This window comes from Bradyrhizobium sp. MI1.4 (assembly GCF_055811315.1).
This window is the reverse complement of the sequence record NZ_JBVVPP010000064.1, coordinates 1-26,878: the sequence shown is the minus strand read 5'-3', so window position 1 is coordinate 26,878 and position 26,878 is coordinate 1. Positions and strand designations below refer to the sequence as shown.

Genomic DNA, 26,878 nt, shown 5'->3' with positions numbered 1-26,878 from the left:
GGGGGGGGGTCTAATTCTGCCCGCGCGCGGGGGGGTGGGGGGGGGGGGGGCGCGGCAAGTGTGTGGGGGTGTTTGGGTTCCCTCCATCGTCGTCCTGGCTTTCGCCAGGACGACGATGGAGAGACTTTACGCCGCGAGATCCGCGACCACCGCGTCCAGCACCGGAAAACCGCTGCTCGTCACGCGCAGCCGTCCCGTTGCATCCACCGTGATTGCACCTTCTTCGCTCAGCAGCGTGATGCGCTTGGGATCGAGTGAGCGGCCGGAGAGCGCTTTGTAACGCTCGGGGTCGATGCCCTCGGCGAGGCGCAATCCCATAAGCAGGAATTCGTCGGCGCGCTCTTCGCTGTTGAGGAGATCGTCGGTGACGACGCCGTGGCCGTTGGTCTCGACCCGCATCAGCCAGGCTTCGGGGCGCTTCTCGGTGGCGGTCGCGTGCCTGATACCGTCGATGTCGAGGCGGCCATGGGCGCCGGGGCCGATGCCGGCATATTCTTCGCCGCGCCAGTAGACCAGATTGTGCCGGCACTCGGCGCCGCGCCGCGCGTGATTTGAAATCTCGTAGGCGGGCAGGCCGAGCCTGTCGCAGGTCTCCTGCGTGACGTCGTAGAGCGCGCGTGCGACCGCTTCATCCGGCGTCTTCAGCTTGCCGGCTTGATGTAGGCCGAAGAACGGCGTGCCTTCTTCGATCGTCAATTGATAGAGCGACAGATGCTCGGCCGCCTCGCCGATCGCGAGACGCAATTCATCGGCCCACATCGCCGGCGTCTGGTCGGGACGGGCGTAGATCAGGTCGAACGAATAGCGATCGAACGAGCGGCGCGCGATGGCGACGGCATCGAGGGCCTCGCGCGCGCTGTGCATGCGGCCGAGCGCTTTCAGCGAGGCATCGTCGAGCGCCTGCACGCCGAGCGAGACGCGGTTGACGCCGGCGGCGCGATAGCCGGCGAAGCGCGTAGCCTCGACGCTGGTCGGGTTTGCCTCCAGCGTGACTTCGACGTCTTTCGCCACGGTCCAGTGCTTGCCGATGGCGTCGAGCACAGCGCCGACGGTTGCAGGCTGCATGAGCGAGGGCGTACCGCCGCCGAGAAAGATCGAGGTGACTTCGCGTCCGGGCGCGCGCTCGGCGGTCGCAGCGATTTCGCGCGCGAATGCTGACGCAAACCGCGGCTCGTCGATCGCGGCGTGGCGAACGTGGCTGTTGAAGTCGCAATAGGGGCACTTCGACAGGCAGAACGGCCAGTGCACGTAGACGCCGAAGGCTTCCTTAGCGCGGCTCAAGGCAGATCTCCGCCAGTTTCACGAAGGCGCGGGCACGATGCGACAGGCCGAGACCGAGCGGCGGCAGTCCGTGCTTCTCGATGCTCTCCATCTCGCCGAAGGTGCGGCTATGGCCGTCGGGCAAAAACATCGGGTCGTAGCCGAAGCCGGCGGTGCCGCGCGGCGGCCACACCAGCGTGCCGTCGACGCGCCCCTCGACCTCTTCGAGATGATCGTCGGGCCATGCAACGCAGAGCGCGGAAACGAAGTGCGCCTTGCGTTTGGCCGGCGTGGTCGCGCCGCGCTCCTGCAACAGACGCTCGATCTGCGCCATCGCTGCGGCAAAATCCTTGTTCGGGCCGGCCCAGCGCGCCGAGTAGATGCCGGGCGCGCCGTCGAGCGCGTCGACCACGATGCCGGAATCATCGGCGAAAGACGGCAGCTTCGTTGCCTGCGCCGCCGCGATCGCCTTGATCGCGGCATTGCTGCGGAAATCGTTTCCGGTTTCTTCCGGCTCGGGAAGGCCGAGCTCGCCGGCCGACACTGCTTCGATGCCGTAAGGCGCGAGCAGCTCCTTCATCTCGGCGAGCTTGCCGGGATTATGGGTCGCGATGACCAGCTTTCCGGTGATTCGGCGGTGCATCGGGCTATTGACTACGCTACCGCCAGTTTCTGCAAGTCCACGAGACGCGCGACGCCCTTGCGCGCCAGCGCCATCAACGCCAGGAACTCGGCTTCCGTGAACGGCTCGCGTTCCGCGGTGCCCTGGACCTCGATGATGCGGCCATCGCCGGTCATGACGAAATTGGCGTCGGTGTCGGCTTCGGAGTCCTCGGCATAGTCGAGGTCGAGCACGGGCGTGCCCTTGTAGATGCCGCAGGAGATCGCGGCGACGTTGTCGCGCAACACATTGGCCTTGACCATGTTGCGCGCCTTCATCCAGCTGACGCAATCGGCCAGCGCGACCCAGGCACCGGTGATCGAGGCGGTGCGGGTGCCGCCGTCGGCCTGGAGCACGTCGCAATCGACCGTGATCTGGCGCTCACCGAGCGCTTCGAGATTGATGATGGTGCGAAGCGAGCGGCCGATCAGGCGCTGGATTTCGACGGTGCGGCCGCTCTGCTTTCCGGCGGAGGCCTCGCGGCGGGTGCGTTCCGAGGTCGCGCGCGGCAGCATGCCGTATTCGGCGGTGACCCAGCCGCGGCCCTGGCCCTTCAGCCATGGCGGCAGGCGGTCTTCCAGCGTGGCGGTGACCAGCACGTGGGTGTCGCCGAATTTCACCAGGCACGAGCCTTCCGCATATTTGACCACGCCGCGCTCCAGCGTCACGGGGCGCAATTCGTCGGGCGCACGGCGGCTTGGCCGCATGGGAAATCCTCCAAAACTCTCGGAAAAGGGCTGTTGGCGGTGCTTGTAGGGGGGGTGAGGGTGGGCGGCAAGGGGGAAGATCGAGGCCTTCTTCACCCCCGATTTCCAATCCGCCAACGCCACGCTTGTCAGAAGCATCCGGGATAGACAAATTACCTGTGTCTTAGAGGAGTTACCGTCTGTGGCCCATCACGATCCGATCCATCTGATCGCGCCGCGCGCGGGCCTCGCCCAGCTCAACGAGCGTTCCCGCGACATCTTTCGTCAAATCGTCGAAAGCTATCTCGCGACCGGGGAGCCGGTGGGCTCGCGCAATATTTCGCGCCTGATTGCCATGCCGCTGTCGCCCGCCTCGGTCCGCAACGTCATGGCCGATCTGGAACAGCTCGGCCTGATCTACGCCCCGCACACCTCCGCCGGCCGATTGCCGACGGAACTCGGCCTGCGGTTCTTCGTCGATGCCCTGATGCAGGTCGGCGACCTCAATGACAGTGAACGGCAGGCGATCCAGAGCCAGTTGACCTCCGTCGGCCACGCGCAATCGGTGGAGGCTGCGCTCGAGGAGGCATTGACGCGGCTCTCCGGCCTGACCCGCGCGGCCGCGGTCGTGCTGACGCCGAAATCCAATGCGCGGCTGAAACATATCGAATTCGTCCGCTTGGAACCGGAAAAGGCATTGGTGATCCTGGTCGGCGAGGACGGGCAGGTCGAAAATCGCGTGTTGACGCTGCCGCCGGGAGTTCCATCCTCGGCGTTGACCGAAGCCGGCAACTTCCTCAATGCCCGCATCCGAGGCCGGACCTTGGCCGAGGCGCGGCTGGAGCTCGAGACCGCGCTCGGAGAGGCGCGCACCGAGCTCGATCAGCTGACGCACAAGGTGATCTCGGCCGGCATCGCCAGCTGGTCCGGCGGCGAGAACGAGGATCGTCAGCTCATCGTCCGCGGCCACGCCAATCTGCTCGAGGATTTGCATGCGCTGGAGGATCTCGAGCGCGTTCGCCTGCTGTTCGACGATCTCGAGACCAAGCGCGGCGTGATCGACCTGCTCGGCCGGGCCGAGACCGCGGAAGGCGTGCGGATCTTCATCGGCAGTGAGAACAAGCTGTTCTCGCTGTCGGGTTCGTCCACCATCATCTCGCCTTATCGGGACGCCGCCGGCCATATCGTCGGCGTTTTGGGCGTGATCGGGCCGACGCGGCTGAATTATGCCCGCGTGATCCCCACCGTGGACTACGCTGCCCGCATCGTCAGCCGGCTCTTGGGGGGCTGACCGGCGGCCGGGCCGATCACGGGCGCTTGATTTTCGCCGCCCGAAGCACGATATCCGGGCCAGAAACCCCCTGAGACGAATGCGAAAAGAGAGCCGATGACCGATCGAGACCGGCAACCCGAAGACACGAGTGCTGCGGCCGGCGAGCCCGTGGTGTCAAAACCCTACATCATGCCTGACGATCCCGAGCCCGGCTCCGTCGAGCTTCTGCAGAAGGAAGTCGCCGAGGCGCGCGACCGCATGCTGCGGACGCTGGCCGAGATGGAGAATTTGCGCAAGCGGACCACCAAGGAGGTCGCGGATGCCCGCCTCTACGGCATCACCGGCTTTGCCCGCGACGTGCTCGACATCGCCGACAACCTGCAGCGCGCGCTCGATGCCGTTCCGGCCGAAGCCCGTGCGGCGGCCGATGCAGGCCTCGCCTCGCTGATCGAGGGCGTCGAGCTGACCGAGCGCTCGCTGCTCAGCGCGCTGGAAAAACACGGCGTGAAGAAGTTCGACCCCTCGGGCCAGAAGTTCGACCCGAACTTCCAGCAGGCGATGTTCGAGGTGGCCGATGCGTCGGTGCCCGCGGGCACCGTCGTGCAGGTCATGCAGGCCGGCTACACCATCGGCGAGCGCGTGCTGCGTCCCGCCTTGGTCGGTGTCGCCAAGGGTGGCGCCAAGGCCGCGCCGGCTGCCAACAGCAACGAGCCGAACGGCGCGGCCAACTAGTTGATCCTCATGGGGAGGAGGCGCGTCAGCGCCGTCTCAAACCATGCAGGTCGCGCTGCTGCAGCGGGGCCTTCATCCTTCGAGACGCGCGCGGAGAAGCGCGCTCCTCAGGATGAGGGTCTTGCAGTTTTTTGACCGGGCCTAGGCGCTCGCCGCGATATCTGCGGACTGAATCCGCTTCACGCCGGCCTTGGCCATGTCGGCCCAGGCTTTTGCCAGCGAACCCTGATTGTCGATGCCGCGGCAGGCGTCTTCCACCACATAGACCTCGAAGCCCGCCTTGCGCGCGTCGAGCGCGGTCCAGGCGACGCAGAAATCCGTCGCCAGCCCCGCGACGAAGACGCGCTTGATCTTGCGCGCCTTCAGATAGCCGGCGAGACCGGTCGAGGTCTTGCCGTCGGCTTCGAGGAAGGCCGAATAGCTGTCGACGTCCTTGTGAAAACCCTTGCGGATGATGAGCTCGGCGTGCGGGATCGCAAGGTCTTTCGACAGCGCGGCGCCGTCGGTGCCTTGCACGCAATGGTCGGGCCACAGCACCTGCTTGCCGTAGGGAAGATCGACGGTCTCGAACGGCTTCTTGCCGGCGTGGACTGACGCAAAGGAAATATGGCCTTGCGTGTGCCAGTCCTGCGTCATCACCACATTCGAAAATGCTTTCGAGATCTTGTTGATGACGGGCACCACCTGCTCGCCTTCCTTCACGGCAAGGCTGCCGCCGGGCAGGAAGCAGTTCTGCACGTCGATCACGAGCAGCGCGGATGCATCGTCCGGCTTGATCGATGCCGCTGCCAGAATTGCCGTGGGCGCGAGCGCCACGAGCGCGCTCGTCCCGAGCGCCGCCAAGACTTGTCGCCGATCCAGCATCATTCGCCTCCCTCCAGGATGAACTCAACGGAAGGGGAGCCTAGTTCCGTTCGTATACGAACAGAAGCCCGAAAATGCAGCCGGCTTTGGTGAGTGGTTGGGCTTGAGCCGCGGGTTCGGTGCACCTCTCCCGCTTGCGGATGCTGCTAGCCCTTCGGCTGGATGCCGTCGCGGACCGCGCGGAAGCGGGTGAAGGCGGCCGGCCATTGCTCGCGCGGGGCGCTGGCGATGATGCGCAGCGAGGCGCCGCCGCTGCTGAAGCGGATCCACTGCACCACGGTCACCGGCGTCTTGTCCTTGCCGCTGACGCCGTCGATCCGGGTCTCGAAACCCTGCTGGCCGCTGATGCGGATCGGCTCGGACATGGTGACGCGCGACTCGCGCACGCCGGGAATCTGGAGCGCCGCCTCCTGGGCGAAGCGGGCGCGGTCGTCGGCGGCTTGCGGGGTGGCGCCAATCACGCCGAGGATGATAAACGGCTTCGATTCATAGCCGGAGCTCTCGTCGCCGTCGGCCAGGATGATACTCGAGCCCGGCGCCAGCGTGCGGACGTCCTTGAAGTCGGCGAGATCGGTGATCTTGAACGGCATCAGTGCGATCTGCTCTTCGGCCGAGACCTGCTTCCGGGTGACGACGCTCGCGAACATCTGCCGCACCGCCTCGTCGGTGTAGATCTTGATCGCATTCTCCGGAATCTGCACCGCGACGTAGCCGGAGAAGCCGGCGCCCGGCACGATCATCGAATAGCGCCGCACTGGCGTCTCGCCCGCCTTGCCGCTCTCCGTGGTGAAATAGGCCACGCCCGCGGGCGTCTCGATCTTGTCCTGCTTGACGCCGTTGGTGCCGGCCGGGTTGGAGTTGAAGGCGCTCACGACCTCGCCATAGGCGGCCGGCGGCAGCTCCGTGATCAGCACCTTGACGTTGCCGTCCTCGCTCTCGAAGCCGGGAAAGGTCTTGGCCGTGCTGAGGCCGACCAATGGCACCATGCCGAGGCGCAAGCCGGGTGGGAAAACGGCGTCGGCGGCCAGAGCCGGAAGCGTAGAGGCGACGAGGAGGGCGAGCGCGGCGAGGGGGCGGATCAGCTTCATGGGCACTCTGATTGGTTCACATTGAGGCCGTTCGATGGTGGCCAGCCGGCCGCTTTGTCGCGCGAGGCAGCCCGAGGACGAGCCCGGCCGGCTGCCCGCCTTTTAACGGTTTTGGTCTGGCCGCAACAGGGCGGGGCGGGATGCGGTAGCGGATGCCGGCCGATCGCGGACCTGTTAATAATTTCTCACCCGCAAGGGCGGTGCAGCCCGGATATGTTCTTCCAAAACCCAATGTTTTCACGGCCGAAACTTGCGTTCGGTCCTTGCAGGCACCTCCCCCCCTCCTATATGACCCCCAACCATCGCAATATCGCGAATGTTTGATCTTAGGGGGTTTCGGTTCGGGTGCCTTCTGGGCCCAGCCAGCCTGCCGCAAAAACAAGGATACAGGACCATGGGAAAGGTCATCGGGATCGACCTCGGCACCACGAATTCGTGCGTCGCCGTAATGGATGGCAAGAACGCCAAAGTCATCGAGAATTCCGAAGGCATGCGCACGACGCCTTCGATCGTCGCCGTGACGGACGACGGTGAGCGCCTCGTCGGCCAGCCGGCCAAGCGCCAGGCCGTCACCAATCCCGAGCGCACGTTCTTCGCAGTGAAGCGCCTGATCGGCCGCCGCTACGACGACCCGATGGTCGAGAAGGACAAGAAGCTCGTTCCGTACAAGATCGTGAAGGCTTCCAACGGCGACGCTTGGGTCGAGGCCGACGGCCAGACCTACTCGCCCTCGCAGGTCTCGGCGTTCATCTTGCAGAAGATGAAGGAGACCGCGGAAGCCCATCTCGGCCAGAAGGTCGACCAGGCCGTCATCACCGTGCCCGCCTACTTCAACGACGCCCAGCGCCAGGCGACCAAGGACGCCGGCAAGATCGCGGGCCTTGAAGTGCTGCGCATCATCAACGAGCCGACCGCGGCCGCGCTCGCCTACGGCCTCGACAAGACCAAGGCCGGTACGATCGCCGTGTACGATCTCGGCGGCGGCACGTTCGATATCTCGATTCTCGAAATCGGCGACGGCGTGTTCGAGGTGAAGTCGACCAACGGCGACACCTTCCTCGGCGGCGAAGACTTCGACATGCGCCTGGTCGGCTATCTCGCCGACGAATTCCAGAAGGAGCAGGGCATCAACCTGCGCAACGACAAGCTCGCGTTGCAGCGCCTGAAGGAAGCCGCCGAAAAGGCCAAGATCGAGCTGTCGTCGACGACGCAGACCGAGATCAACCTGCCCTTCATCACCGCGGACCAGACCGGCCCGAAGCATCTGACGATGAAGCTCACCCGCGCCAAGTTCGAGGCGCTGGTCGATGACCTCGTTCAGAAGACCGTCGAGCCCTGCCGCAAGGCGCTGAAGGATGCCGGCCTCACCGCCGCCGAGATCGGCGAAGTGGTGCTGGTCGGCGGCATGTCGCGCATGCCGAAAGTCCAGGAAGTCGTGAAGCAGCTGTTCGGCAAGGAGCCGCATAAGGGCGTCAACCCGGACGAAGTCGTGGCGATCGGCGCCGCGATCCAGGCCGGCGTGCTTCAGGGCGACGTCAAGGACGTGCTGCTGCTCGACGTGACCCCGCTGTCGCTGGGCATCGAGACTCTGGGCGGCGTGTTCACCCGCATCATCGACCGCAACACCACGATCCCGACCAAGAAGAGCCAGGTGTTCTCGACCGCCGAGGACAGTCAGAACGCGGTCACCATCCGCGTCTTCCAGGGCGAGCGTGAAATGGCGGCCGACAACAAGATGCTCGGCCAGTTCGACCTGATGGGCATTCCGCCGGCTCCGCGCGGCATGCCGCAGATCGAGGTGACGTTCGACATCGACGCCAATGGCATCGTCAACGTCTCGGCCAAGGACAAGGCCACGTCCAAGGAGCAGCAGATCCGCATCCAGGCCTCCGGCGGTCTATCGGAAGCCGACATCGAGAAGATGGTCAAGGACGCCGAGGCCAATGCCGAGGCGGACAAGAAGCGCCGCGAGGCCGTGACTGCCAAGAACGACGCGGATGGACTGGTGCATTCGACCGAGAAGGCACTGGCCGAGCACGGTTCGAAGGTCGCCGAGACCGAGCGCCGCGCCATCGAGGATGCCGTCAGCGACCTCAAGGAAGCGCTGAAGGGCGACGATGCCGAAGCGATCAAGGCCAAGACCCAAACGCTGGCCCAGGCTTCGATGAAGCTCGGCGAGGCCATGTACAAGCAGCAGGCCGAAGCCGACGCCAAGAAGGATGCGGCCAAGGACGACGTCGTCGACGCGGAATTCACCGAAGTCGACGACGACAAGACCAACAAGAAGTCCGCCTGAACCCCGCGAGGGTGATGATGCGGACGGCTTGGACCCCACACGCGCCAACGGCCTCCTCCCTCGCGGGGGAGGCCATCGTGTCGGGCTCGACGGGCCAAGACTCTTTGAAAATCGGCTCTGTTAAATTCGGGCCCGTTGCGATCGATCAATTCCCAGCCGTTATTCTGAACACTGCCGTGCAATCCTCTGCCGCGAGGCCGAAGGCTGCCTATATCGTTGCATGGCGACGTTGCGTCGCTCCGACTTGAATCGCGATCGGATAGACTGAGCTCATCATGTCCACGTCCACCAAGCGCTGCTACTACGAAACCCTCGAAGTCGAACGCGATGCCGACGATTCCGCGCTGAAATCGTCGTTCCGCAAGCTGGCGATGAAGTTTCACCCCGACCGCAATCCGGGGGACAACACCAGCGAAGTCAAGTTCAAGGAAATCAACGAGGCCTACGAGGTCCTGAAAGACAAGGACAAGCGCGCTGCCTATGACCGTTACGGCCATGCCGCCTTCGAGCAGGGCGGGGGCGGTGGTGCCGGTTTCGGTGCGGGCTTCGCCTCCTCCTTTTCCGACATTTTCGAAGATCTGTTCGGCATGGCCGGACAGCGCGGGGGCCGTGGCGGCCGCGAGCGCGGCGCCGACCTGCGCTACAACATGGAAATCACGCTCGAGGAAGCTTTTGGCGGCAAGACCGCGCAGATCGAGATCCCGGTCTCGGTCACTTGCGAGGCCTGTTCGGGCATCGGGGCCAAGGCCGGCACCAAGCCGAAGACCTGCTCGACCTGCGGCGGCGCCGGACGCGTACGGCAGTCGCAGGGCTTCTTCACGCTGGAGCGCACCTGTCCGGGCTGCCAGGGCCGCGGCCAGATGATCGAGGACGCCTGCCCGTCCTGCTCGGGTCAGGGGCGCGTCACCCGCGAGCGGACGCTGTCGGTCAACATTCCCCCCGGCGTGGAGGACGGCACCAGGATCAGACTCGCCGGCGAGGGCGAGGCCGGGGTCCGCGGCGGTCCGCCTGGGGACCTCTACATCTTCCTGTCGCTGGCCCAGCACCAGTTCTTCCAGCGCGACGGCGCCGATCTGCATTGTCGTGTGCCGATCTCGATGGTGACGGCGGCGCTTGGCGGCGAGTTCGAGGTGCCGACCATCGACAAGGGCAAGACCAAGGTGAAGGTCCCCGCGGGCACCCAGTCCAGCCGCCGATTCCGCATCGCATCAAAAGGCATGCCGGTGCTGCGCTCGCGCCAGATGGGCGACATGTACGTTCAGGTCGTGGTCGAGACCCCGCAGAACCTCACCAAAAAGCAGCAGGAATTGCTGGCCGAGTTCGACAAGCTCTCCTCCGGCAATACCCAGCCGGAATCCGAGGGTTTCTTCACCAAGGTCAAGGATTTCTTCGGTAATCGGGCGAGTTGACGCGTCTTGACCGTGCCGCCTTCGGCCTATACGTCTTTATGACCATTTTCTGACACGCCGCGGTCACGCGGTCCCGGCCGGTCCCGACATGCCATTGCCATCGTCCGCGCGTGCGTTGAAGAAGCCCCGTCTCGATGACGAGGTGCGTTTTCTCCGGTCATGGATCGAAAAGCCTCTCCACATGGGCGCAGTGATGCCGTCGGGCAAGCTGCTGGCCCGGACCATGGCCCATTACGTCGACGTCAATTCGGACTCACCGGTGGTCGAGCTCGGGCCCGGCACCGGCGCCATCACCTCGGCCCTGGTCGAGCGCGGCGTCGACCAGAAGCGTCTCGTCCTCGTCGAATACAATCCAGGCTTCTGCGCCCTGCTGCGCGACCGCTATCCGCAGGCCAAGGTGGTGCAGGGCGATGCCTATCGTCTGCGCGACACCCTGTGGAACGTGCTGAGCGCGCCGGCCTCCGCGGTCGTCTCCGGCCTGCCGCTGGTTACAAAACCGATGCTGACGCGGCTGCGGCTCATCCGCGACGCCTTCACGGCCCTGGCGCCCGGTGCGCCCTTCGTCCAGTTCACCTATGCGGTGGTGCCGCCGATTCCGAAATCGCTGCCCGGCGTGTCCACAGAGGCCTCCGAACGGATCTGGATGAACCTTCCGCCGGCCCGCGTCTGGGTGTATCGCAAGGACTAATTCCGCCGGCGTTCCTGTTTGCGTGGCGGTCTCGTTTCGCCGAACGCATGGAAGCGGATGTCCGCACCGAAAATTCTGATCATTCCCGGCTCCCTGCGCACCGGCTCGCACAATGCGAAGCTGGCAGCGGTCGCTGCCTATGCATTCGATCAGGCCGGTGTCGACGTCACCCGGATCTCGCTCGCCGATTTTCCGCTGCCGATTTATGACGGCGACCTGCAGGCCAAATCCGGTGTGCCGAAGCACGCGATCAATCTCAAGCGCATGATCGGCGCGCATCATGGCGTGTTGATCGTCTCGCCCGAATACAACGCCTCGGTGCCGCCGCTGCTGAAGAACGCGATCGACTGGGTCAGCCGCGTGCATGAGCTGCACGAGCCGCGCGGCGAGGTGTTCCGCAACCGCGTCTTCGCGCTCGCCGGCGCCTCGCAGAGCCGGCTTGGCGCGGCTCGCGCGCTGCAGGCGTTGCGGCTGATCCTGACCTCCTGCCACGCCAATGTGATTGCCAGCCAGCTGACGCTCGCCTTTGCCGACCAGGCCTATGACGATATGGACAGGCTGAAGCACGAGGGCGATATCGCCGCGTTGAAGGAACTGGTGCGGCAGTTGATCGACGTTTCCCAACGCATGATGTGAGGTGACATGACGCCAGCCGAGATTGCCCCGAAAGACCGCCTGATCGTCGCGCTCGATCTGCCCAGCGTTGATGCCGCGGAAGCTATGGTCAACCGGCTCGGCGACAGCGTCACCTTCTACAAGATCGGCTATCGGCTCGCTTATGCCGGCGGCTTGCCGCTGGTCGGCAAGCTCGCCGACCAGGGCAAGAAGGTCTTTCTCGATCTCAAGCTGCACGACATCGGCAACACCGTGGCGCAGGGCGTCGACAGCATCACAAGGCTCGGCGCGACCTTCCTCACCGTGCACGCTTATCCGCAGACCATGAAGGGTGCCGTCGAAGGTCGCGGCAGCTCGAACCTGAAGATCCTCGCCGTCACTGTTCTGACGTCCTACAACGAGGACGATCTGCACGCGGCAGGCTTCCGGCTCGGCGTCTCCGAGCTCGTCGAAGCGCGCGCGCAGCAGGCGCAGGTGCTCGGCATCGACGGGCTGGTATCGTCGCCCGAGGAAGTCGGAGCCTTGCGCAAGATCGTCGGCCACCAGATGAGCCTCGTCACCCCCGGCATCCGGCCGGCGGGCGCCGCGAGCGGCGACCAGAAACGCATCATGACGCCGGGCCGCGCGATTGCGGCCGGCGCGGATTATCTCGTGGTCGGGCGGCCGGTGGTGGAAGCCACGGACTCCAGGGCGATCGCCGAGGCCATCCAGGCCGAGATCGCGCAAGCGCTCGGCTAACTAACAACACAGGGAGAAGAACAATGGCAAAAGGCTACTGGATCGGACGCGTCGACGTGAGCAGTGACGAGGGCTACAAGCCCTATGCCGTCGCCAATGGTCCGATCTTCAAGAAATGGGGTGGCCGCTTCGTCGTCCGCGCCGGCAAGTTCACCACCGTCGAAGGCGCCAGCCGCACCCGCAATGTCGTGATCGAATTCCCGGACTACGAGACCGCGATCGCCTGCTACAACTCGCCGGAATACCAGGCCAACATCAAGGTGCGCCAGCCGCACTCCGTCGCCGACCTCATCATCATCGAGGGCTATGACGGCCCGCAACCGTCAGACGGCTGAGGCGCGAACTCCTCTTATTACTCTTGCCGAAATGCTCGGCCTGCATGGTTCGCCCGGCGATGCAGAGCATCGTCCGGAACGCCCGCCTTGCGGGCTCCTCACCATGAGGGTCTGATATCTTGCCGCAAGACGCGACCTCATCCTGAGGGCCGCCACAGGCGGGCGTCTCGAAGGATGGCCGCAGGCGACCTGCCCCTAATCCCCCTCGGTTGCCGGAACTGCATCCCCCCGCTACAACGGCCGTGAGAGGATCGCACCATGTCCGATATGCGCTTGATCGTTGCTGGAGCCGGCGGCCGGATGGGCCGGGCGCTGACGCGGGCGATTGCCGAGACCAAAGGCGCGGTGCTGGCCGGCGCGCTGGAGGCGCCGGGCTCGGAGCTGCTCGGCAAGGATGCCGGCGTGCTGGCAGGTCTGCCGGCCAATGGCATCAAACTCTCCGGCGATCTCTGGGCGATGTCGAAGGACGCCGACGGCATTCTGGATTTCACCGTGCCCGCGGCGACCCTCGCCAATGTCGCGATCGCCGCCGAGCGCGGCCTCGTGCACGTGGTCGGAACGACCGGCCTGTCGGGCTCCGACAACGCCGTGATCAAGAGCGTCACCAACCGCGCCGTCGTGGTGCAGTCCGGCAATATGAGCCTGGGTGTCAATCTGCTTGCCGCTGTGGTCAAGCGCGTCGCCAAGGCGCTCGACGAGAGCTTCGACATCGAGATCGTCGAGACCCATCACCGCATGAAGATCGACGCGCCCTCGGGCACGGCACTGATGCTGGGCCAGGCCGCAGCTAGCGGCCGCGGCATCGCGCTCGACGAGCATGCAGACCGCGGCCGCGACGGCATCACCGGCGCACGCAAGCCCGGCGACATCGGCTTTGCGTCGTTGCGCGGCGGCACCGCGGCCGGCGATCACAGCGTGAGCTTCCTCGGCGCGTTCGAGCGCCTGACGCTGTCGCATCACGCGGAGGATCGCATGCTGTTCGCCCACGGCGCGCTGAAAGCCGCGCTCTGGGCGCATGGCAAGAAGCCGGGGCACTACTCCATGGCCGACGTACTCGGCCTGTCCGACATCTGAACGAAGCATGATCCGGAAAAGTGTGAAGCGGTTTTCCGACAAGATCATGCTTAAACAACGAACGAAACGGAAAAGCAGTCGATGAGCGAACGTCTTCTCGTGCTGGTGCGGCACGGCCAGAGCGAATGGAATCTGAAGAACCTCTTCACGGGCTGGAAGGATCCTGATCTCACCGAGCTCGGCGTCAAGGAAGCCTCGGAAGCCGGCCGCAAGCTGAAGGCGCAGGGTCTCGTGTTCGACGTTGCATACACCTCGGTCTTGACGCGCGCACAGCACACGCTCGATCTCATTCTCGGCGAGCTCGACCAGAAGGGCCTGTCAACGACGAAGAACCTCGCGCTGAACGAGCGCGACTATGGCGATCTCTCCGGTCTCAACAAGGATGACGCCCGCAAGAAATGGGGCGAGGACCAGGTGCTGATCTGGCGCCGCTCCTACGACGTGCCGCCGCCCGGTGGCGAAAGCCTGAAGGACACGCTGGCGCGCGCGCTGCCATATTACGTGCAGGAGATCCTGCCCGGCGTGCTCAACGGCAAGCGCACATTGGTCGCGGCTCACGGCAATTCGCTGCGCGCGCTAATCATGGTGCTGGAAAAGCTCTCGCCCGAAGGCATTTTGAAGCGCGAGCTCGCCACCGGCGTGCCGATCATCTACCGGCTCAATGCGGATTCGACGGTGACATCGAAGCTGGATCTGGCGGGTTAAAGACGTTCGCGCGCGACTGAGTCCCGCCAAGCACTCGGTGTCGTCCTGGCTTTCGCCGGGACGACTAAGTGGGGCAGTTTACGCGTAGCAACTCTTACTGCAGCCCCAGCTGCCCGGCCTCCCAGCCCAGCATCGCCTGCTTGCGGGTGATGCCCCAGTGGTAGCCGGTGAGCGTGCCGCTCTTGCCGAGCGCGCGGTGGCAGGGCACGACGAAGGACACCGGGTTCTTGCCGACGGCGGCGCCTACGGCGCGTGACGCTTTCGGGCTGTTGATGTTGCAGGCGATGTCCGAATAGGACACCGCGCGGCCCATCGGGATCTTCAGCAAGGTCTCCCACACCCGCACCTCGAAATCGGTACCGATCATCACCACGCGCAGCGGCTGGTCCGGCCGCCAGAGTTTTGTGTCGAAGATGCGCTGCGCCAATGGTGCGGTACCTTCGTGATCCTCGACGTAAGTTGCGTTCCGCCATCGCCGCGTCATATCGGCAAGCGCCACCTGTTCCTCACCGGGATCGGCGAAAGCGAGTCCCGACAATCCACGATCGGTCGCGATCACGATCGCGGTGCCGAACGGTGAGTGATGGAAGCCGTAGCGCAAGGTGAGGCCGGCGCCGCCGTTCTTCCATTCGCCCGGCGACATCGCCTCATGGGTGACGAAGAGATCGTGCAGCCGGCCCGGACCCGACAAACCGGAGTCAAGCGCGGCGTCGAGGATGCTCGCGGAATCCCTGAGCAAGCCCTTGGCGTGATCGAGCGTGAGCGCCTGCATAAAAGCCTTCGGCGTGATCGAGGCCCAGCGGCGGAACAGATGGTGCAGCTCGTCCGGGGTGACGCCGGCCGCATCCGCCATCGCCTCGATGGTCGGCTGCGTGCGCCATTTTTCGGAGATGAAGGCGATCGCCCGGCGCACGGAATCATAGTCGCGCATCGCGGCGTTCTGGGAGCCCGGCCCGGCCAGGCGCTGGTCATGTATCGCGAGTGTCATCATGCCTGGAAATGTAGGAGGGGGCGGGGTACGAAACCACCCGATTTCCGATCCGCAAATCAGGTCACCGGATTGTAGGTCGGACCGCGCCTGGCGGCATTTAAGGCCTCAACCAAACCCTTGTAGAAACTTGCCTTTTCGTCCGGCCCCAGGAAGCGGGCGATCTGGATCTGGTGACCTCGCGAGATCAGATAGAGGTGCTCGATGCCAAAATCCTCGTCGATTTCCATGTCGAGTCGAACCCAGAGCGGATTGAAGGTCCATTCGACGACCTGGCCATGCTGGCTGACGCGCCGCACGCGCAATTCAGATGGCGTGACCACGATCTCCTCGCTGGCCCGCGCCGCACGGAAATTGGCCTTGAAAGCCCACCAGATCACCAGCACGTCGAGGCCGAAAAAGCCGAACACCGGCCAGGCGCCCATCATCAGGAAGACGAGGCCGGTGACGAAGCTGACGGCGCTCAGGAACAGCATCACGGCGAGGAAGCCGGTGCGGTTCAGCGAGCGGTGCGGCGTCAGGCGCGCGGAAAAGATCTGAGGCTCAGCCTCGCTTGCAGATCGTTCGCGCTCAATTTCATTGCCTGTGCTCATCGTCCCTCAGTATATCCCGATCATGGCGAAAATCACCCGCAAGCCGGCCCCCCGCAAAACGTCCGTGCCGAAGAAAAAGGCGAAGGTGGCCGCCGCGAAGCCCAAGGCCCCCGGCAAGAAATCTCTCAAAGCCATGAAACCCTGGACGCCGCCCGAAGTCCGCGAGGCCTTCAGCCGTTTCCGCAAGGCTAACCCGGAGCCAAAGGGGGAGCTCGAGCACGTCAATCCGTTCACGCTGCTGGTTGCCGTGGTGCTGTCGGCACAGGCGACTGACGCCGGCGTCAACAAGGCGACGCGCGCGCTGTTTGCGGTCGCCGACACGCCCCAGAAGATGCTTGACCTCGGCGAGGAACGCCTGCGCGAGTACATCAAGACCATCGGGCTCTATCGCACCAAGGCCAGAAACGTCATCGCGCTGTCGGCGAAGCTGCTCAGCGAGTTCGGCGGCGAGGTGCCGCGCACGCGCGCCGGGATCGAGTCGTTGCCCGGCGCCGGGCGCAAGACCGCCAATGTCGTGCTCAACATGGCCTTCGGCGAGCACACCATGGCGGTCGATACGCATGTCTTCCGCGTCGGCAACCGGACCGGACTTGCGCCCGGCAAGACGCCGCTGGAGGTCGAGCTCGGTCTCGAAAAGGTGATCCCGGCCGAGTTCATGCTGCATGCCCATCATTGGCTGATCCTGCATGGCCGCTATACTTGCCTCGCGCGCAAGCCGCGCTGCGAGGTTTGCCTGATCAACGATCTCTGCCGGTGGCCGGAAAAGACGGTCTGAAAATAGCGTTCGGGAAAGTGGTTTGGAGTCTAGCGTGAGTCAGCAGGAACAAATCTCGCCATCGCCACCTCCTGCTACACCGGCGCCGCCACCGAAGCCAACGCAGCCACCGGCGAGTTCGCTCTGGAGCCGGCTCGCGATTCCGCTGTTCGCGGTGATCGTCGCGCTCGGCTTCGTCGCGCTTGCAACGCAGCGCCTCGACGAATGGGTCGGCAATTCGGTGGTCCAGACCACCAACGACGCCTATGTGCGCGCCGAGCTGACGCGGCTCGCCAGTCGCGTCTCCGGCGAAGTGCTGACCGTCGGGGTCACCGACTTCCAGCGCGTCAAGGCCGGCGATCTCCTGATCCAGATCGATCCTGCCGACTATGAGACGCAAGTCGCGCAGGCCGAAGCGGCGGTCGCCGCTGCGCAGGCCGTGCTCGACAATCTGGCGAACCAGATCGAGCTGCAATATGCGACGATCGCGCAGGCGCAAGCCGCGCGGCTCTCGGCCGAAGCCGTGGAGGTCGAGGCGCGGCAGGAGCAGGAGCGTCAGCAGTCGCTGTCGCAGACCGAATCCGGTACGCGGCAGCGCTTCGAACAGGCGGTCGCAGGCTATGCCAAGGCGCAGGCCGACGTGCGCGCGAGCCGCGCCGTGATCGCGGCCCAGCAGCACCGGCTCGAAGTCCTGCAAGGCACCAGGAAGCAGCGCGCGGCCGATCTCGAAGCGACCAAGGCGACGCTGGCGAGCGCGAAGCTAAAGCTCGGCTACACCAAGATATCCGCGCCGTTCGATGGCGTCGTCGGCGAGCGACAGGTCCAGCCCGGCGACTACGTCAACATCGGCACCAACCTCATCAACGTCGTGCCGTTGCCGAAGGTCTATGTGATCGCGAATTACAAGGAGACCCAGCTTACCCACGTCGCACCGGGTCAGCCGGTCGAGATCACCGTCGACAGTTTCCCGCGCGAGAAGCTGCGCGGCCGGGTCGAGCGCATTGCGCCCGCGACCGGCGCGCAGGTCGCGCTGCTGCCGCCGGACAACGCAACCGGCAACTTCACCAAAGTCGTGCAGCGCATTCCCGTGCGCATCCAGTTCGACGACAACCAGCCGCTGCTGGCGCGGCTGGTGCCGGGCATGTCGGTCGTCACCAGCATCGACACCAAGGCCGGCAATGGCGGAAAATGACGATTCCAGTCGCGGACCGCTCTCGCGCGGCGGCGTCGCCCCGCAGCCGCTGTTTGCGGTGGCGGCGGTGCTGCTCGGCTCGTTCCTCGCCAATTTTGACAGCCGGCTGACCACGATTGGCCTGCCGGACCTGCGCGGCGCGTTCTCGCTCTCGTTCGACGAAGGCGCATGGCTCTCCACGGCGGGCATCGGCTCGCAGATCTTCATCGCGCCCGCGGTGGCCTGGCTTGCCACCGTATTCGGCCTGCGTCGCGTGCTGGGTATCCCCAGCCTCGTCTATGCCGCGGTCTCGCTGATCATCCCGTTCGTGCACGACTATCCGACATTGCTCGCGCTCAGCGTCGTGCATGGCCTCCTGCTCGGCACCTTCGTGCCGGCGACGCTGATGATCGTGTTCCGCAATTTACCGATCCGCTGGTGGCTTCCGGCGATCTCGATCTATTCGATCCGCGTCGGCTTCGCGCTCGATACATCGAGCTCGCTGGTCGGCTTCTATGTCGACCATCTCGGCTGGCAATGGCTGTACTGGCAGAGCGTCCTGATCGCGCCGCTGATGGGCCTGATGGTCTATTGGGGCACGCCGAACGAGCCGGTGAATCGCGCTTTGCTGCGCGACGCCGATTGGGGCGGCATGCTGCTGCTCGGCGCCGGCGTCTCGATGATCTATGCCGGGCTCGACCAGGGCAACCGTCTGGACTGGCTGGGGTCGGGGACTGTGATGGCGTTGATCATTGCCGGCGCGGTGCTGGTCGCGGGCTTCCTCGTCAACGAGTCCCTGGTGCGGCAGCCCTGGGCGCATGTGAACGTCTTGTTCTCGCGCAATATCGGCCTGGGGCTGGTCCTGATCCTGCTCTACACGCTGACCAGCCTCTCCAACGCGTCGCTGGTGCCGAACTTCCTCGCCACCATCGCCCTGCTCAGGCCGGAGCAGAGTGGCTTGCTGCTGCTCACCTATGGCGCCTTGCCAATGTTCGTGCTGGTGCCGCTCTCGATCTGGCTGCTGCGGCACTTCGATACGCGGACGGTGGTGGTCGTGGGATTTGCCTGCTTCGCTGCCGCCAATCTCTGGGGCACGCAGCTCAGCCATGATTGGGCGCGCGAGGATTTCGCGGGCATCGTGCTGCTCCAGGCGATCGGGCAGTCGCTGACCTTGCTGCCGCTGATCATCACGCTGCTGTCCAACTCCGATCCGAGCCGTGCCACCTCGTTTGCCGCCTATATCCAGATCATGCGGCTGGGTGGCGCCGAGATCGGCGTCGCGTTGATGGGGACGTGGCTGCGCGTCCGCGAGCAGATCCATTCCTTCTATCTCGGCCAGAATCTCGGTGTCGGCGACGTCGACGTGGTCCGCATGCTGAAACAGCTCGCCGACCATTTTGCGGCCCATGGTGCCGGCTCGGCACAGGCACGCGCGGTCGGTACGCTCGCCGGCCTCGTCCAGCGCGAGGCCAATGTGCTCGCCTATATCGACGGCTTCTGGCTGTGCTTCTGGGTCGCGATGGCGGCGCTCGGCGTCGTCGCCCTAGTCACCCGTGCCCCGCCCGGCCCGTTCACGCCGGCGCCGTTCGGCTTCGCCAGGATGCTGTTGCGCAGATGCGGAGTGCCCCTGACGTAGGTTCAGGATCCAGACGACCCACGCGCCGAGCGACGGTCCGGGTTGGCTCTGACTATAACGTCAGACCACAAGCCCGACGGATGGCGATCTGAACCGGCGAGGGTGGCAACGCCGGGTCGAACTCGCCTGTTGGCAGCAGCGGCGGCTGTGCCATGAAACGCGGGCGCTTCCCCCGGTGAGGTTGCGCGGCGTGAACCAGGAATGGATCGCAGAGATAAACGGTCCCTGCCGCACCGATTGCCAGTTCAACGTCGCAATCTTCCGTAGAAGCGTAACCGTTGGCAGAGATCTGCTCCAGCGTTGCGCCTGCATCGCCATAGGGCAGCAGCTCCCGGGCGATGGTGGCGTGCGAACCTTTCCGTATCTTCGTTGGCGCATCCTCAGGGCCTACGCCCGAGAACAGGAAGAGCATCAGCAATGCGCGTCCGCTGCTCTTCACATTGACGCGCCACTGCATGAAATCCGGATTATCGAAGCCGAAACTCATGTCCACATGCCAGCCATCATCACCAGGGGATTCCGGTGAGGGAAAGCGGACCGGAAAAGTTCCGAGCGCATTGGGCGCGATCCAGCGGCGGTCACCCGCGAGTTGGTCATAGGCTTCGTGCAGGATCGGCGTGTTGGCGGCTTCAATGAATGGTGGCGAGGTCTTGGATCCCACCCGAATGACCGGCTGGGTCCAGCTTTCGGGCTCGTGTGGCGATAGACCAATATCCGCCCACAATTCGTCCCTGCATTGTTCCGCAAGGTGCGTGCTGAAGGCGTTCTCGATCTTGATGAAACCGTCGTCGATGAAGTTTAGGACCCGATGAGAGGTCACGCCGATGCGCTCGGTTTTGGGCATTGCACATTTCTCCGTTCGGCCACCGCGTCAGCGCAGCCGTCTTGATCTGATTGGCGCGATACGCCGGAACGACTTGGTCGCTCAGATCAGCGGGAAGAATGTGGACATGAAAATCATGCTACGTACCTTACGGCGGCGGAGAGCAAAATCAAGACAAGCGGGACGCAGAGCGCCTCTACGAGGGGGCGTCGTACGAGCGCGCCGCCAAGTCCGCTTGACCTACCGCATCTGCCGCGCCGGCTCGATCAGCTCGGGCCGCGGACCTGACAGCCGCTTGTGCATGTGAACCATGAAGGCCATGGCGAAGATCGGCGTCGCCAGATTGACGATCGGGATCGAGACGAAGGCTGCGATGAACAGGCCCGCGGTGAAGATGGTGGCGGCGTTGTCGCGCCGCATCGCCTTGGCTTCCTCCGGCGAGCGAAACCGCATCGCCGCGAGCTCGAAATATTCGCGGCCGAGCAGCCAGGCCGTGGCGAGGAAGAAGACCAGGAAACCGGCGCCGGCGAAAAGCACCAGCGGTAATGCGACCAGATAGACCAGGATCGTCAGCAGCGCGGTCTTGACGCCCTCGTAGATCGCCTGGCTGAACGGCAGCGCGATCCCCGGCCGCTCCGCCGGATAGTGCTCGCGCTCGACGATGTCGGCGACGTCGTCGACGAACACGCTCGCAACCAGGGAGGTGATCGCGGGCATCAGGAACACAGCCCCGAACACGACGCCGAGGCCCGCGGCGATCGAAATGATCCAGGACAACACCTCGAGCGATGAGTGCCAACCCGGACCGAGCAGGCCTTCCAGCCACGCCTCGCCATAGGTCGCAAACCAGCTCAGCAGCCGCTGCAAGCCGATCGCCAGCACGATGATCAGCACCAGTGCGACGCCGATCGACCGCCACAGGATCGAGCGCATCGGCGGCGAGATCATTTGTGACAGCGCCTTGACGGCGGCATCCAGCATGGGAGTTCCTCTCACGAAATCACCCGCGAGAGGTAGACACCCCGGGCCACTTCGGCAAGGGAGATCGGCGGCACCGCTTATGGCCGGATTGACCGCTGGCATCAACGAAGCCACGATGAATTCGGCAAGACCGTTGCTCCACCAACCCGCTTGACAACAAGCGGAACCAGCGCGGCAAAGGAACAGGCGCATATGGCGATGGAAGAATCGGCGGACGGATTGCCGCTTGCAGGCGTGCGCGTGGTCGAGATGACCCACATGGTCATGGGCCCGACCTGCGGCATGATCCTGGCGCAGCTCGGAGCCGACGTGATCAAGGTCGAGCCGCGTGCGGGCGACAAGACCCGGAGCTTGGGGGGCATGGGGACCGCCTTTTTCCCATTGTTCAACCGCGGCAAGCGCAGCGTGGTGCTGGATTTCGAGAAGACTGAGGATCGCGACACCATGCACCGGCTGCTGGCGACCGCCGACGTGTTCCTTGAGAATTTTCGCGACGGCCAGCTCGGTAAGCAGGGGCTTGGCGCGGACGAATTGCGCCGCCGGCATCCGGGTCTGATCATTGCCGGCCACAAGGGATTCCTCTCCGGTCCCTACGAGCACCGCCCCGCGCTCGACGAGGTGGTGCAGATGATGGCGGGCCTTGCCGCCATGACCGGCACCAGCGAAAAGCCCCAGCGCGTCGGCTCGTCCGCCAACGACATCATGGGCGGCATGTTCGGTGTGATCGCGATCCTCGCGGCGCTCTATCAGAAGCGCGGAGGAAAACGCGACGGCGCCGACATCCGCATCGGCCTGTTCGAGAACTGCCTGTTTCTGGTTGCCCAGCACATGGTCGAATACGAGATGACCGGGAACAAGCCGCGCTCGATGCCGGAGCGCGAGCATGCCTGGCCAATCTATGACATCTTCGAGACCGCCGGCGGCGAGCGCATCTTCATCGGCGTCGTCACCGAAGGCCATTGGCAGAGCTTTTGCCGCGAGTTCGGCCTGACTGAATTCCTCGATGATCCCGCCTTGCGCACCACGACCGATCGCATCCTGGCGCGTGGCCGGATCATTCCGCGCGCGGCCGGGATCATCAGGCAGTGGGACGTGGCAAGACTGTCCGAGAGGCTCGATGCGCTCAACATCTGCTTTTCGCCGATCAACCGGCCCGAGGATCTCTTCACCGATCCGCATGTGCTGCGGCCGGGCGGGCTCGTCAACAATGTCACCGCCGACGGCAAGCCGTTCCGGGTGCCGGCGCTGCCGATCGAATGGAACGGCAGCCATATCGGCGAAGGCCTGAGGGTCGCGCCGCTCGGCGCCGACACTGCGGCCGTTCGCGCCGAGATCGACAATGAAAATGAAGATGTCACGTCAAAAACAACAGGGAGGCGCGGATGAGCCGGATTCAGGAGATTTACCCCGCAGAACGCGTCAGCCTGCGCGAAGTCGCCCTGCGCGACGGGCTCCAGCTCGTGAAGAAAATTCCGTCCACCGACGCCAAGCAACGCTGGGTGCGCGAGGAATATGCCGCTGGCGTGCGGCATTTCGAGGTCGGCTCGTTCCTGCCGGCGAAGACTTTTCCGCAATTCGTCGATGTTCGTGATGTCGTCGCGACCGTCGCTTCATTGTCCGGCGCGCATGGCATCGCGCTTGCGCTCAACGAACGCGGCGTGAACGAGGCGCTGGAATCCGGCGTCGGCGAAATCGCCTCCGTGGTCTCTGCGACGGAAGAGCACAGCCAGGCCAATGCGCACCGCTCGCGCGAGTCCGCCATCGCCAATCTGAAACGCCTGTGCGAGATGCGCGATGCCACCAGCCACAAGCCGCTCGTCAACGCGGCGATCTCGATGGCGCTGGGCTGCTCGATCACCGGGGCGGTCGACCCTGCAGAAGTGCTGCGGCTGGTCGACAAATGCCTCGAAGCCGGTGTCGATTTCGTCGGCATCGCCGACACCGTGGGCTATGCCGGGCCGAAGCAGGTGGCGGAGCTGACGCGCGCCGCGGTGAAGCTCGCAGGGTCGAAGCCGATCTGCATCCATCTACACGATACCCGCGGCATGGGCATCGCGAACGCGGCCGCGGCGCTCGACGAAGGCGCGCGGATCCTCGACGGCTCGCTCGGCGGCCTCGGTGGCTGCCCCTTTGCCCCCGGTGCGACCGGCAATGTCGTGTTCGAGGATCTCGTGTTCCTGTGCGAGAGCAAGGGCTTTGCGACCGGCATCGATTTGGAGAAGCTGATCACGGTGCGCAGGATCCTGCGCGAGGAGATGCCGAACGAGCAGCTCTACGGCGGCCTCGCTCAGGCGGGATTGCCGGGTGGGAGCGCGGCGAAGGCGGCTTAAATCCGCAAGCGGAACGCCCTTCCCTTCTCCCCCTTGCGGGAGAAGGTGGCGCGAAGCGCCGGATGAGGGGTCTCTCTCCGCAAGCTCGAAGGAAAGTAGTCGCGGAGACATACCCCTCACCCGTCTCGCCGCTTCGCGGCGAGCCACCCTTTCTCACAAGGGGAGAGGGGAACGCACCGCCTGCGCGGCAAATCTACTCATGCCGGTGCGCGTGCTGGCGTGCCTTCGTCGGCTCCGCTTCGTCCAGGCTACGCGCATCTTACCGCGTTTCGTGAACGGTGCGAGAGAGAAGGCGCTCGCTCACAGCCGCGTTGCCCGTAGCCGCAGCGCGTTTCCAACGACGCTGACCGAGGACAGCGCCATCGCGGCCGCGGCGATGATCGGCGACAGCAGCACGCCGAACGTTGGATAAAGGATTCCGGCCGCGATCGGAATGCCTGCGGCGTTGTAGATGAAGGCAAAGAACAGGTTTTGCCGGATGTTGCTCATCGTCGCCTGCGACAGTTTTCGCGCACGCACGATGCCGGTCAGATCGCCCTTCAGCAAGGTGACGCCGGCGCTCTCCATCGCCACGTCCGTGCCGGTGCCCATGGCGATGCCGACTTCGGCTGCGGCCAGCGCTGGCGCGTCGTTGACGCCGTCGCCAGCCATCGCGACGCTGCGGCCGGCCTTCTGCAGCTTTGTCACCACCGCGCTCTTCTGATCCGGCAGCACCTCGGCCTCGACATCGGCGATGCCGAGCCTGCGCGCGACAGCCTCCGCCGTGGTGCGGTTGTCGCCGGTCAGCATGATGACCTTGATGCCTTCGGCCGCGAGTGCCTTCAGCGCCTCCGGCGTGGAAGCCTTGACCGGATCGGCGATCGCGAACAGGCCGGCGAGCCGGCCGTCGACGGCCATGTTGATCACGGTCGCGCCATCGCCGCGCAGCCGTTCGGCCTCGCCATCGAGCGTTTTGGTGTCGATGCCGATCGACATCAGATATTTGGCATTGCCGAGCACGATGGTTTTGGCGTCGACCTTGCCGGTGGCGCCCTTGCCTGTCGGCGAATCGAATTGCTCGACCTGGCCCAGCGCGAGCTGCTTCTCCTTCGCCGCGCGCATGATCGCGTCGGCCAGAGGATGCTCGCTGGCGCGCTCCACGCTGGCGGCTAAGCGGAGGATGTCATCTTCCGCGAAGCCGGCCGCCGGCACGATCGCGACCACCTTCGGCTTGCCCTCGGTCAGCGTGCCGGTCTTGTCGACCACCAGTGTGTCGATCTTCTCCATCCGTTCCAACGCCTCGGCGTTCTTGATCAGCACGCCTGCCTGCGCGCCGCGGCCGACGCCGACCATGATCGACATCGGAGTCGCCAGGCCAAGCGCACAGGGGCAGGCGATGATCAGCACGCTGACGGCGGCGACGAGGCCGAAGGCCAGCCGCGGCTCCGGTCCGAACCAGGCCCAGGCTGCGAACGCGATGACGGCAACGGCGATCACCGCCGGCACGAACCAGCCCGCGACCTGGTCGGCGAGACGCTGGATCGGCGCGCGCGAGCGCTGCGCGTCCGCGACCATCTGCACGATCTGCGACAGCAGCGTCTCACGCCCGACCTTGTCGGCGCGCATGATGAAGCTGCCGGACTGGTTGAGCGTGCCCGCGATGACCTTCGCGCCCGTCTCCTTGGTGACCGGCATGGACTCGCCTGTTACCAGCGACTCGTCGAGCGAGGAACGGCCCTCCAGAATGACGCCGTCGACCGGCACTTTTTCGCCCGGACGCACGCGCAAGCGGTCACCGGCATGAAGGGCGTCGATCTCGACCTCGTGCTCGCCGCCGTCGGTATCGATGCGGCGCGCGGTCTTCGGGGCGAGCTGCAGCAGCGCCTTGATCGCACCCGACGTCGCATCGCGGGCGCGCAGCTCCAGCACCTGACCGAGCAGCACCAGCACGGTGATGACGGCCGCTGCCTCGAAATAAACCGCGACCGCGCCTTCGTGGCCGCGGAAGGTGGCAGGGAAAATCTGCGGCGTGATGGTGCCGATCAGGCTGTAGACATAGGCGACGCCCGTGCCCATCGCGATCAGCGTGAACATGTTGAGGTTGCGCGTCAGCAGCGACTGCCAGCCGCGGACGAAGAACGGCCAGCCGGCCCACAGCACCACTGGCGTTGCAAAGACGAGCTGGATCCGATTCGACAGCGTCGCATCGATCCAATTGTGCGGGCCCGCGAGATGGCCGCCCATCTCCAGCACGACGGCCGGCAGCGCCAGCGCGCCGCCGATCCAGAACCGCCGCGTCATGTCGGCAAGCTCGGGATTGGGACCGGTCTCCAGGCTCGCCACTTCCGGCTCCAGCGCCATGCCGCAGATCGGGCAGGTGCCAGGTCCGGCCTGGCGGATCTGCGGATGCATCGGGCAGGTGTAGATCGTGCCTGCGGGCATCTCGGGTTGGGGTGTCTTCTCCTTGGCGAGATATTTTGCGGGGTCGGCAGCGAATTTGGTGCGGCAGCCGGCCGAGCAGAAATGGAAGGTCTCGCCGTGATGGTCGAACCGGTGTTTTGAGGTCGCAGGATCGACGGTCATGCCGCAGACGGGATCGCGGACTGTTGCCGCGGCGCCGTGGTCATGCGCGTGATCGCCGTGCCCGCCGCAGCAGGAGGAGGCCGCGGGCTTGGCGACCGGCGGAGCTTTGCTGCCACAGCCGCATCCGGAACGTGTTTCCGCGTTGTGACGGTGCTCGTGTTCGGCGTCGTTCATTGCCACGCTCCGGCCTTGCAAGTCATACCCTGGGGGGGTATATAGTCGGCATGCGCAAGGACATCAAGGCATCTGTCGGCAAACGTCTCGGCCGGATCGAGGGGCAGGTTCGCGGCCTTTCGAAAATGGTCGAGGAGGATCGCTATTGCATCGACATCGTCACGCAGATCTCGGCGGTGCGCGCCGCCTTGCGCCGGGTCGAGGAAGAGGTTCTGAAAGATCACGTCGCCCATTGCGTCGAGCATGCGATCGCGAGCGGCGACAGGGCGGACCAGCGCGAGAAGATCGCGGAGCTGATGGCGGTGATTGGGCGGGCGGAGCGGTAGTCTCTTACTCGCCCGCCATTGTGAGGGGCTATCCGCCAACGTCGTCCTGGCGAAAGCCAGGAGGTGGATTCACACTCGAAGTGCAACAGTTGAGAGGAGAAGGCCTCTGCCGGGGT

26 protein-coding genes are annotated in these 26,878 nt (G+C 65.0%); 16 read left to right on the top strand and 10 right to left on the bottom strand.

Going from position 1 to position 26,878, the window contains the following annotated elements:
- Nucleotides 1-126: 126 nt before the first annotated feature.
- The 3 genes from hemW to rph are packed head-to-tail and all read right to left on the bottom strand — an operon-like array spanning nucleotide 127 to nucleotide 2,628.
- The gene (gene hemW / locus AC0L23_RS35705; RefSeq protein WP_085349271.1) at nucleotides 127-1,281 is read right to left on the bottom strand and encodes a radical SAM family heme chaperone HemW; all 1,155 of its coding nucleotides are present in this window, start codon (nucleotides 1,279-1,281) and stop codon (nucleotides 127-129) included.
- On the bottom strand, nucleotides 1,268-1,903 hold the full coding sequence (gene rdgB / locus AC0L23_RS35700) for an RdgB/HAM1 family non-canonical purine NTP pyrophosphatase (RefSeq protein WP_018459609.1): 636 nt from the start codon (nucleotides 1,901-1,903) through the stop codon (nucleotides 1,268-1,270). The genes hemW and rdgB overlap by 14 nt, the downstream gene beginning before the upstream one ends.
- An 11-nt stretch (nucleotides 1,904-1,914) precedes the next feature.
- A complete protein-coding gene (gene rph / locus AC0L23_RS35695) occupies nucleotides 1,915-2,628 on the bottom strand; it encodes a ribonuclease PH (RefSeq protein WP_007598482.1) in 714 nt (237 codons plus the stop codon).
- Between the two features lie 181 nt (nucleotides 2,629-2,809).
- Here rph and hrcA point away from each other — a divergent pair, with 181 nt between their 5' ends.
- Nucleotides 2,810-3,898: a heat-inducible transcriptional repressor HrcA gene (hrcA, locus tag AC0L23_RS35690; protein ID WP_007598483.1), complete on the top strand. Its 1,089-nt coding sequence runs from the start codon at nucleotides 2,810-2,812 to the stop codon at nucleotides 3,896-3,898.
- A gap of 96 nt (nucleotides 3,899-3,994) precedes the next feature.
- Nucleotides 3,995-4,612 carry a nucleotide exchange factor GrpE gene (gene grpE, locus AC0L23_RS35685; protein ID WP_085359539.1) on the top strand — a complete coding sequence of 206 codons (618 nt, stop codon included), beginning with the start codon at nucleotides 3,995-3,997 and terminating at the stop codon, nucleotides 4,610-4,612.
- A gap of 141 nt (nucleotides 4,613-4,753) precedes the next feature.
- Here the strand turns inward: grpE and pncA are convergent, their stop codons facing one another.
- Together pncA and AC0L23_RS35675 are read right to left on the bottom strand one after the other, a co-directional pair.
- Nucleotides 4,754-5,476 carry a bifunctional nicotinamidase/pyrazinamidase gene (gene pncA, locus AC0L23_RS35680; RefSeq protein WP_026233851.1) on the bottom strand — a complete coding sequence of 241 codons (723 nt, stop codon included), beginning with the start codon at nucleotides 5,474-5,476 and terminating at the stop codon, nucleotides 4,754-4,756.
- Nucleotides 5,477-5,622: 146 nt separating this feature from the next.
- The gene (locus tag AC0L23_RS35675; protein ID WP_018459606.1) at nucleotides 5,623-6,564 is read right to left on the bottom strand and encodes a hypothetical protein; all 942 of its coding nucleotides are present in this window, start codon (nucleotides 6,562-6,564) and stop codon (nucleotides 5,623-5,625) included.
- 394 nt (nucleotides 6,565-6,958) lie between these two features.
- Between AC0L23_RS35675 and dnaK the strand changes: the two genes are divergently transcribed.
- The 8 genes from dnaK to AC0L23_RS35635 all read left to right on the top strand — a co-directional run bounded on the left by dnaK (nucleotide 6,959) and on the right by AC0L23_RS35635 (nucleotide 14,424).
- The gene (dnaK, locus tag AC0L23_RS35670) at nucleotides 6,959-8,860 is read left to right on the top strand and encodes a molecular chaperone DnaK (protein ID WP_007598490.1); all 1,902 of its coding nucleotides are present in this window, start codon (nucleotides 6,959-6,961) and stop codon (nucleotides 8,858-8,860) included.
- Between the two features lie 275 nt (nucleotides 8,861-9,135).
- Nucleotides 9,136-10,269 (top strand): molecular chaperone DnaJ, encoded by a 1,134-nt coding sequence (gene dnaJ, locus AC0L23_RS35665; RefSeq protein WP_085359537.1) that lies wholly within the window; start codon nucleotides 9,136-9,138, stop codon nucleotides 10,267-10,269.
- An 88-nt stretch (nucleotides 10,270-10,357) separates the two neighbouring features.
- Entirely contained in the window at nucleotides 10,358-10,957 is a 600-nt protein-coding gene (locus tag AC0L23_RS35660; RefSeq protein WP_085349933.1) for a class I SAM-dependent methyltransferase, read from the top strand.
- A 57-nt stretch (nucleotides 10,958-11,014) separates the two neighbouring features.
- On the top strand, nucleotides 11,015-11,593 hold the full coding sequence (locus tag AC0L23_RS35655) for an NADPH-dependent FMN reductase (RefSeq protein WP_085359535.1): 579 nt from the start codon (nucleotides 11,015-11,017) through the stop codon (nucleotides 11,591-11,593).
- A 6-nt stretch (nucleotides 11,594-11,599) separates the two neighbouring features.
- Nucleotides 11,600-12,310, top strand: a complete 711-nt coding sequence (gene pyrF, locus AC0L23_RS35650) for an orotidine-5'-phosphate decarboxylase (RefSeq protein ID WP_018459602.1) — start codon at nucleotides 11,600-11,602, stop codon at nucleotides 12,308-12,310.
- Between the two features lie 23 nt (nucleotides 12,311-12,333).
- On the top strand, nucleotides 12,334-12,645 hold the full coding sequence (locus AC0L23_RS35645; RefSeq protein WP_027566211.1) for a DUF1330 domain-containing protein: 312 nt from the start codon (nucleotides 12,334-12,336) through the stop codon (nucleotides 12,643-12,645).
- A gap of 258 nt (nucleotides 12,646-12,903) precedes the next feature.
- A complete protein-coding gene (gene dapB / locus AC0L23_RS35640) occupies nucleotides 12,904-13,719 on the top strand; it encodes a 4-hydroxy-tetrahydrodipicolinate reductase (RefSeq protein WP_018459600.1) in 816 nt (271 codons plus the stop codon).
- 81 nt (nucleotides 13,720-13,800) lie between these two features.
- Nucleotides 13,801-14,424 (top strand): 2,3-bisphosphoglycerate-dependent phosphoglycerate mutase, encoded by a 624-nt coding sequence (locus tag AC0L23_RS35635; protein ID WP_085359533.1) that lies wholly within the window; start codon nucleotides 13,801-13,803, stop codon nucleotides 14,422-14,424.
- A 94-nt stretch (nucleotides 14,425-14,518) separates the two neighbouring features.
- On the opposite strand, the gene AC0L23_RS35630 is transcribed toward AC0L23_RS35635, so the two are convergent.
- A complete protein-coding gene (locus AC0L23_RS35630) occupies nucleotides 14,519-15,415 on the bottom strand; it encodes a methylated-DNA--[protein]-cysteine S-methyltransferase (RefSeq protein ID WP_018459598.1) in 897 nt (298 codons plus the stop codon).
- A gap of 56 nt (nucleotides 15,416-15,471) precedes the next feature.
- Nucleotides 15,472-16,005 carry a DUF2244 domain-containing protein gene (locus tag AC0L23_RS35625; RefSeq protein WP_018459597.1) on the bottom strand — a complete coding sequence of 178 codons (534 nt, stop codon included), beginning with the start codon at nucleotides 16,003-16,005 and terminating at the stop codon, nucleotides 15,472-15,474.
- Between the two features lie 22 nt (nucleotides 16,006-16,027).
- Between AC0L23_RS35625 and nth the strand changes: the two genes are divergently transcribed.
- Genes nth through AC0L23_RS35610 form a run of 3 tightly spaced genes read left to right on the top strand, consistent with a single transcriptional unit; the run spans nucleotide 16,028 to nucleotide 19,566 of the window.
- Complete coding sequence (nth, locus tag AC0L23_RS35620) at nucleotides 16,028-16,780, top strand: endonuclease III (RefSeq protein WP_085383378.1); 753 nt, start codon at nucleotides 16,028-16,030, stop codon at nucleotides 16,778-16,780.
- Nucleotides 16,781-16,814: 34 nt separating this feature from the next.
- A complete protein-coding gene (locus AC0L23_RS35615; RefSeq protein WP_473358092.1) occupies nucleotides 16,815-17,951 on the top strand; it encodes an HlyD family secretion protein in 1,137 nt (378 codons plus the stop codon).
- Nucleotides 17,938-19,566, top strand: a complete 1,629-nt coding sequence (locus AC0L23_RS35610) for an MFS transporter (protein ID WP_018459593.1) — start codon at nucleotides 17,938-17,940, stop codon at nucleotides 19,564-19,566. The genes AC0L23_RS35615 and AC0L23_RS35610 overlap by 14 nt, the downstream gene beginning before the upstream one ends.
- A gap of 52 nt (nucleotides 19,567-19,618) precedes the next feature.
- On the opposite strand, the gene AC0L23_RS35605 is transcribed toward AC0L23_RS35610, so the two are convergent.
- Together AC0L23_RS35605 and AC0L23_RS35600 are read right to left on the bottom strand one after the other, a co-directional pair.
- A complete protein-coding gene (locus AC0L23_RS35605) occupies nucleotides 19,619-20,410 on the bottom strand; it encodes a phytanoyl-CoA dioxygenase family protein (RefSeq protein WP_473358091.1) in 792 nt (263 codons plus the stop codon).
- Nucleotides 20,411-20,629: 219 nt separating this feature from the next.
- Nucleotides 20,630-21,370: a sulfate transporter family protein gene (locus AC0L23_RS35600; protein ID WP_018459591.1), complete on the bottom strand. Its 741-nt coding sequence runs from the start codon at nucleotides 21,368-21,370 to the stop codon at nucleotides 20,630-20,632.
- 192 nt (nucleotides 21,371-21,562) lie between these two features.
- Here AC0L23_RS35600 and AC0L23_RS35595 point away from each other — a divergent pair, with 192 nt between their 5' ends.
- Entirely contained in the window at nucleotides 21,563-22,756 is a 1,194-nt protein-coding gene (locus tag AC0L23_RS35595) for a CaiB/BaiF CoA transferase family protein (protein ID WP_085383377.1), read from the top strand.
- Nucleotides 22,753-23,700 (top strand): hydroxymethylglutaryl-CoA lyase, encoded by a 948-nt coding sequence (locus AC0L23_RS35590; RefSeq protein WP_085359529.1) that lies wholly within the window; start codon nucleotides 22,753-22,755, stop codon nucleotides 23,698-23,700. Before AC0L23_RS35595 ends, AC0L23_RS35590 begins: the two co-directional genes overlap by 4 nt.
- Before the next feature lie 300 nt (nucleotides 23,701-24,000).
- Here the strand turns inward: AC0L23_RS35590 and AC0L23_RS35585 are convergent, their stop codons facing one another.
- Complete coding sequence (locus tag AC0L23_RS35585) at nucleotides 24,001-26,436, bottom strand: heavy metal translocating P-type ATPase (RefSeq protein WP_085383376.1); 2,436 nt, start codon at nucleotides 26,434-26,436, stop codon at nucleotides 24,001-24,003.
- 50 nt (nucleotides 26,437-26,486) lie between these two features.
- Here AC0L23_RS35585 and AC0L23_RS35580 point away from each other — a divergent pair, with 50 nt between their 5' ends.
- On the top strand, nucleotides 26,487-26,762 hold the full coding sequence (locus tag AC0L23_RS35580; protein WP_085359525.1) for a metal-sensitive transcriptional regulator: 276 nt from the start codon (nucleotides 26,487-26,489) through the stop codon (nucleotides 26,760-26,762).
- Nucleotides 26,763-26,878: the final 116 nt, after the last annotated feature.

Coding starts and splice junctions, on each gene's coding strand:
- dnaJ (WP_085359537.1), top strand. CDS start 9,136: ATGTCCACGTCCACCAAGCGCTGCTACTACGAAACCCTCGAAGTCGAA.
- dapB (WP_018459600.1), top strand. CDS start 12,904: ATGTCCGATATGCGCTTGATCGTTGCTGGAGCCGGCGGCCGGATGGGC.
- pncA (WP_026233851.1), bottom strand. CDS start 5,476: ATGCTGGATCGGCGACAAGTCTTGGCGGCGCTCGGGACGAGCGCGCTC.
- AC0L23_RS35645 (WP_027566211.1), top strand. CDS start 12,334: ATGGCAAAAGGCTACTGGATCGGACGCGTCGACGTGAGCAGTGACGAG.
- AC0L23_RS35610 (WP_018459593.1), top strand. CDS start 17,938: ATGGCGGAAAATGACGATTCCAGTCGCGGACCGCTCTCGCGCGGCGGC.
- dnaK (WP_007598490.1), top strand. CDS start 6,959: ATGGGAAAGGTCATCGGGATCGACCTCGGCACCACGAATTCGTGCGTC.
- AC0L23_RS35655 (WP_085359535.1), top strand. CDS start 11,015: ATGTCCGCACCGAAAATTCTGATCATTCCCGGCTCCCTGCGCACCGGC.
- rdgB (WP_018459609.1), bottom strand. CDS start 1,903: ATGCACCGCCGAATCACCGGAAAGCTGGTCATCGCGACCCATAATCCC.
- AC0L23_RS35625 (WP_018459597.1), bottom strand. CDS start 16,005: ATGAGCACAGGCAATGAAATTGAGCGCGAACGATCTGCAAGCGAGGCT.
- rph (WP_007598482.1), bottom strand. CDS start 2,628: ATGCGGCCAAGCCGCCGTGCGCCCGACGAATTGCGCCCCGTGACGCTG.
- AC0L23_RS35590 (WP_085359529.1), top strand. CDS start 22,753: ATGAGCCGGATTCAGGAGATTTACCCCGCAGAACGCGTCAGCCTGCGC.
- AC0L23_RS35635 (WP_085359533.1), top strand. CDS start 13,801: ATGAGCGAACGTCTTCTCGTGCTGGTGCGGCACGGCCAGAGCGAATGG.
- AC0L23_RS35630 (WP_018459598.1), bottom strand. CDS start 15,415: ATGATGACACTCGCGATACATGACCAGCGCCTGGCCGGGCCGGGCTCC.
- AC0L23_RS35600 (WP_018459591.1), bottom strand. CDS start 21,370: ATGCTGGATGCCGCCGTCAAGGCGCTGTCACAAATGATCTCGCCGCCG.
- AC0L23_RS35660 (WP_085349933.1), top strand. CDS start 10,358: ATGCCATTGCCATCGTCCGCGCGTGCGTTGAAGAAGCCCCGTCTCGAT.
- AC0L23_RS35595 (WP_085383377.1), top strand. CDS start 21,563: ATGGCGATGGAAGAATCGGCGGACGGATTGCCGCTTGCAGGCGTGCGC.
- pyrF (WP_018459602.1), top strand. CDS start 11,600: ATGACGCCAGCCGAGATTGCCCCGAAAGACCGCCTGATCGTCGCGCTC.
- AC0L23_RS35605 (WP_473358091.1), bottom strand. CDS start 20,410: ATGCCCAAAACCGAGCGCATCGGCGTGACCTCTCATCGGGTCCTAAAC.
- AC0L23_RS35675 (WP_018459606.1), bottom strand. CDS start 6,564: ATGAAGCTGATCCGCCCCCTCGCCGCGCTCGCCCTCCTCGTCGCCTCT.
- AC0L23_RS35585 (WP_085383376.1), bottom strand. CDS start 26,436: ATGAACGACGCCGAACACGAGCACCGTCACAACGCGGAAACACGTTCC.
- nth (WP_085383378.1), top strand. CDS start 16,028: ATGGCGAAAATCACCCGCAAGCCGGCCCCCCGCAAAACGTCCGTGCCG.
- AC0L23_RS35580 (WP_085359525.1), top strand. CDS start 26,487: ATGCGCAAGGACATCAAGGCATCTGTCGGCAAACGTCTCGGCCGGATC.
- grpE (WP_085359539.1), top strand. CDS start 3,995: ATGACCGATCGAGACCGGCAACCCGAAGACACGAGTGCTGCGGCCGGC.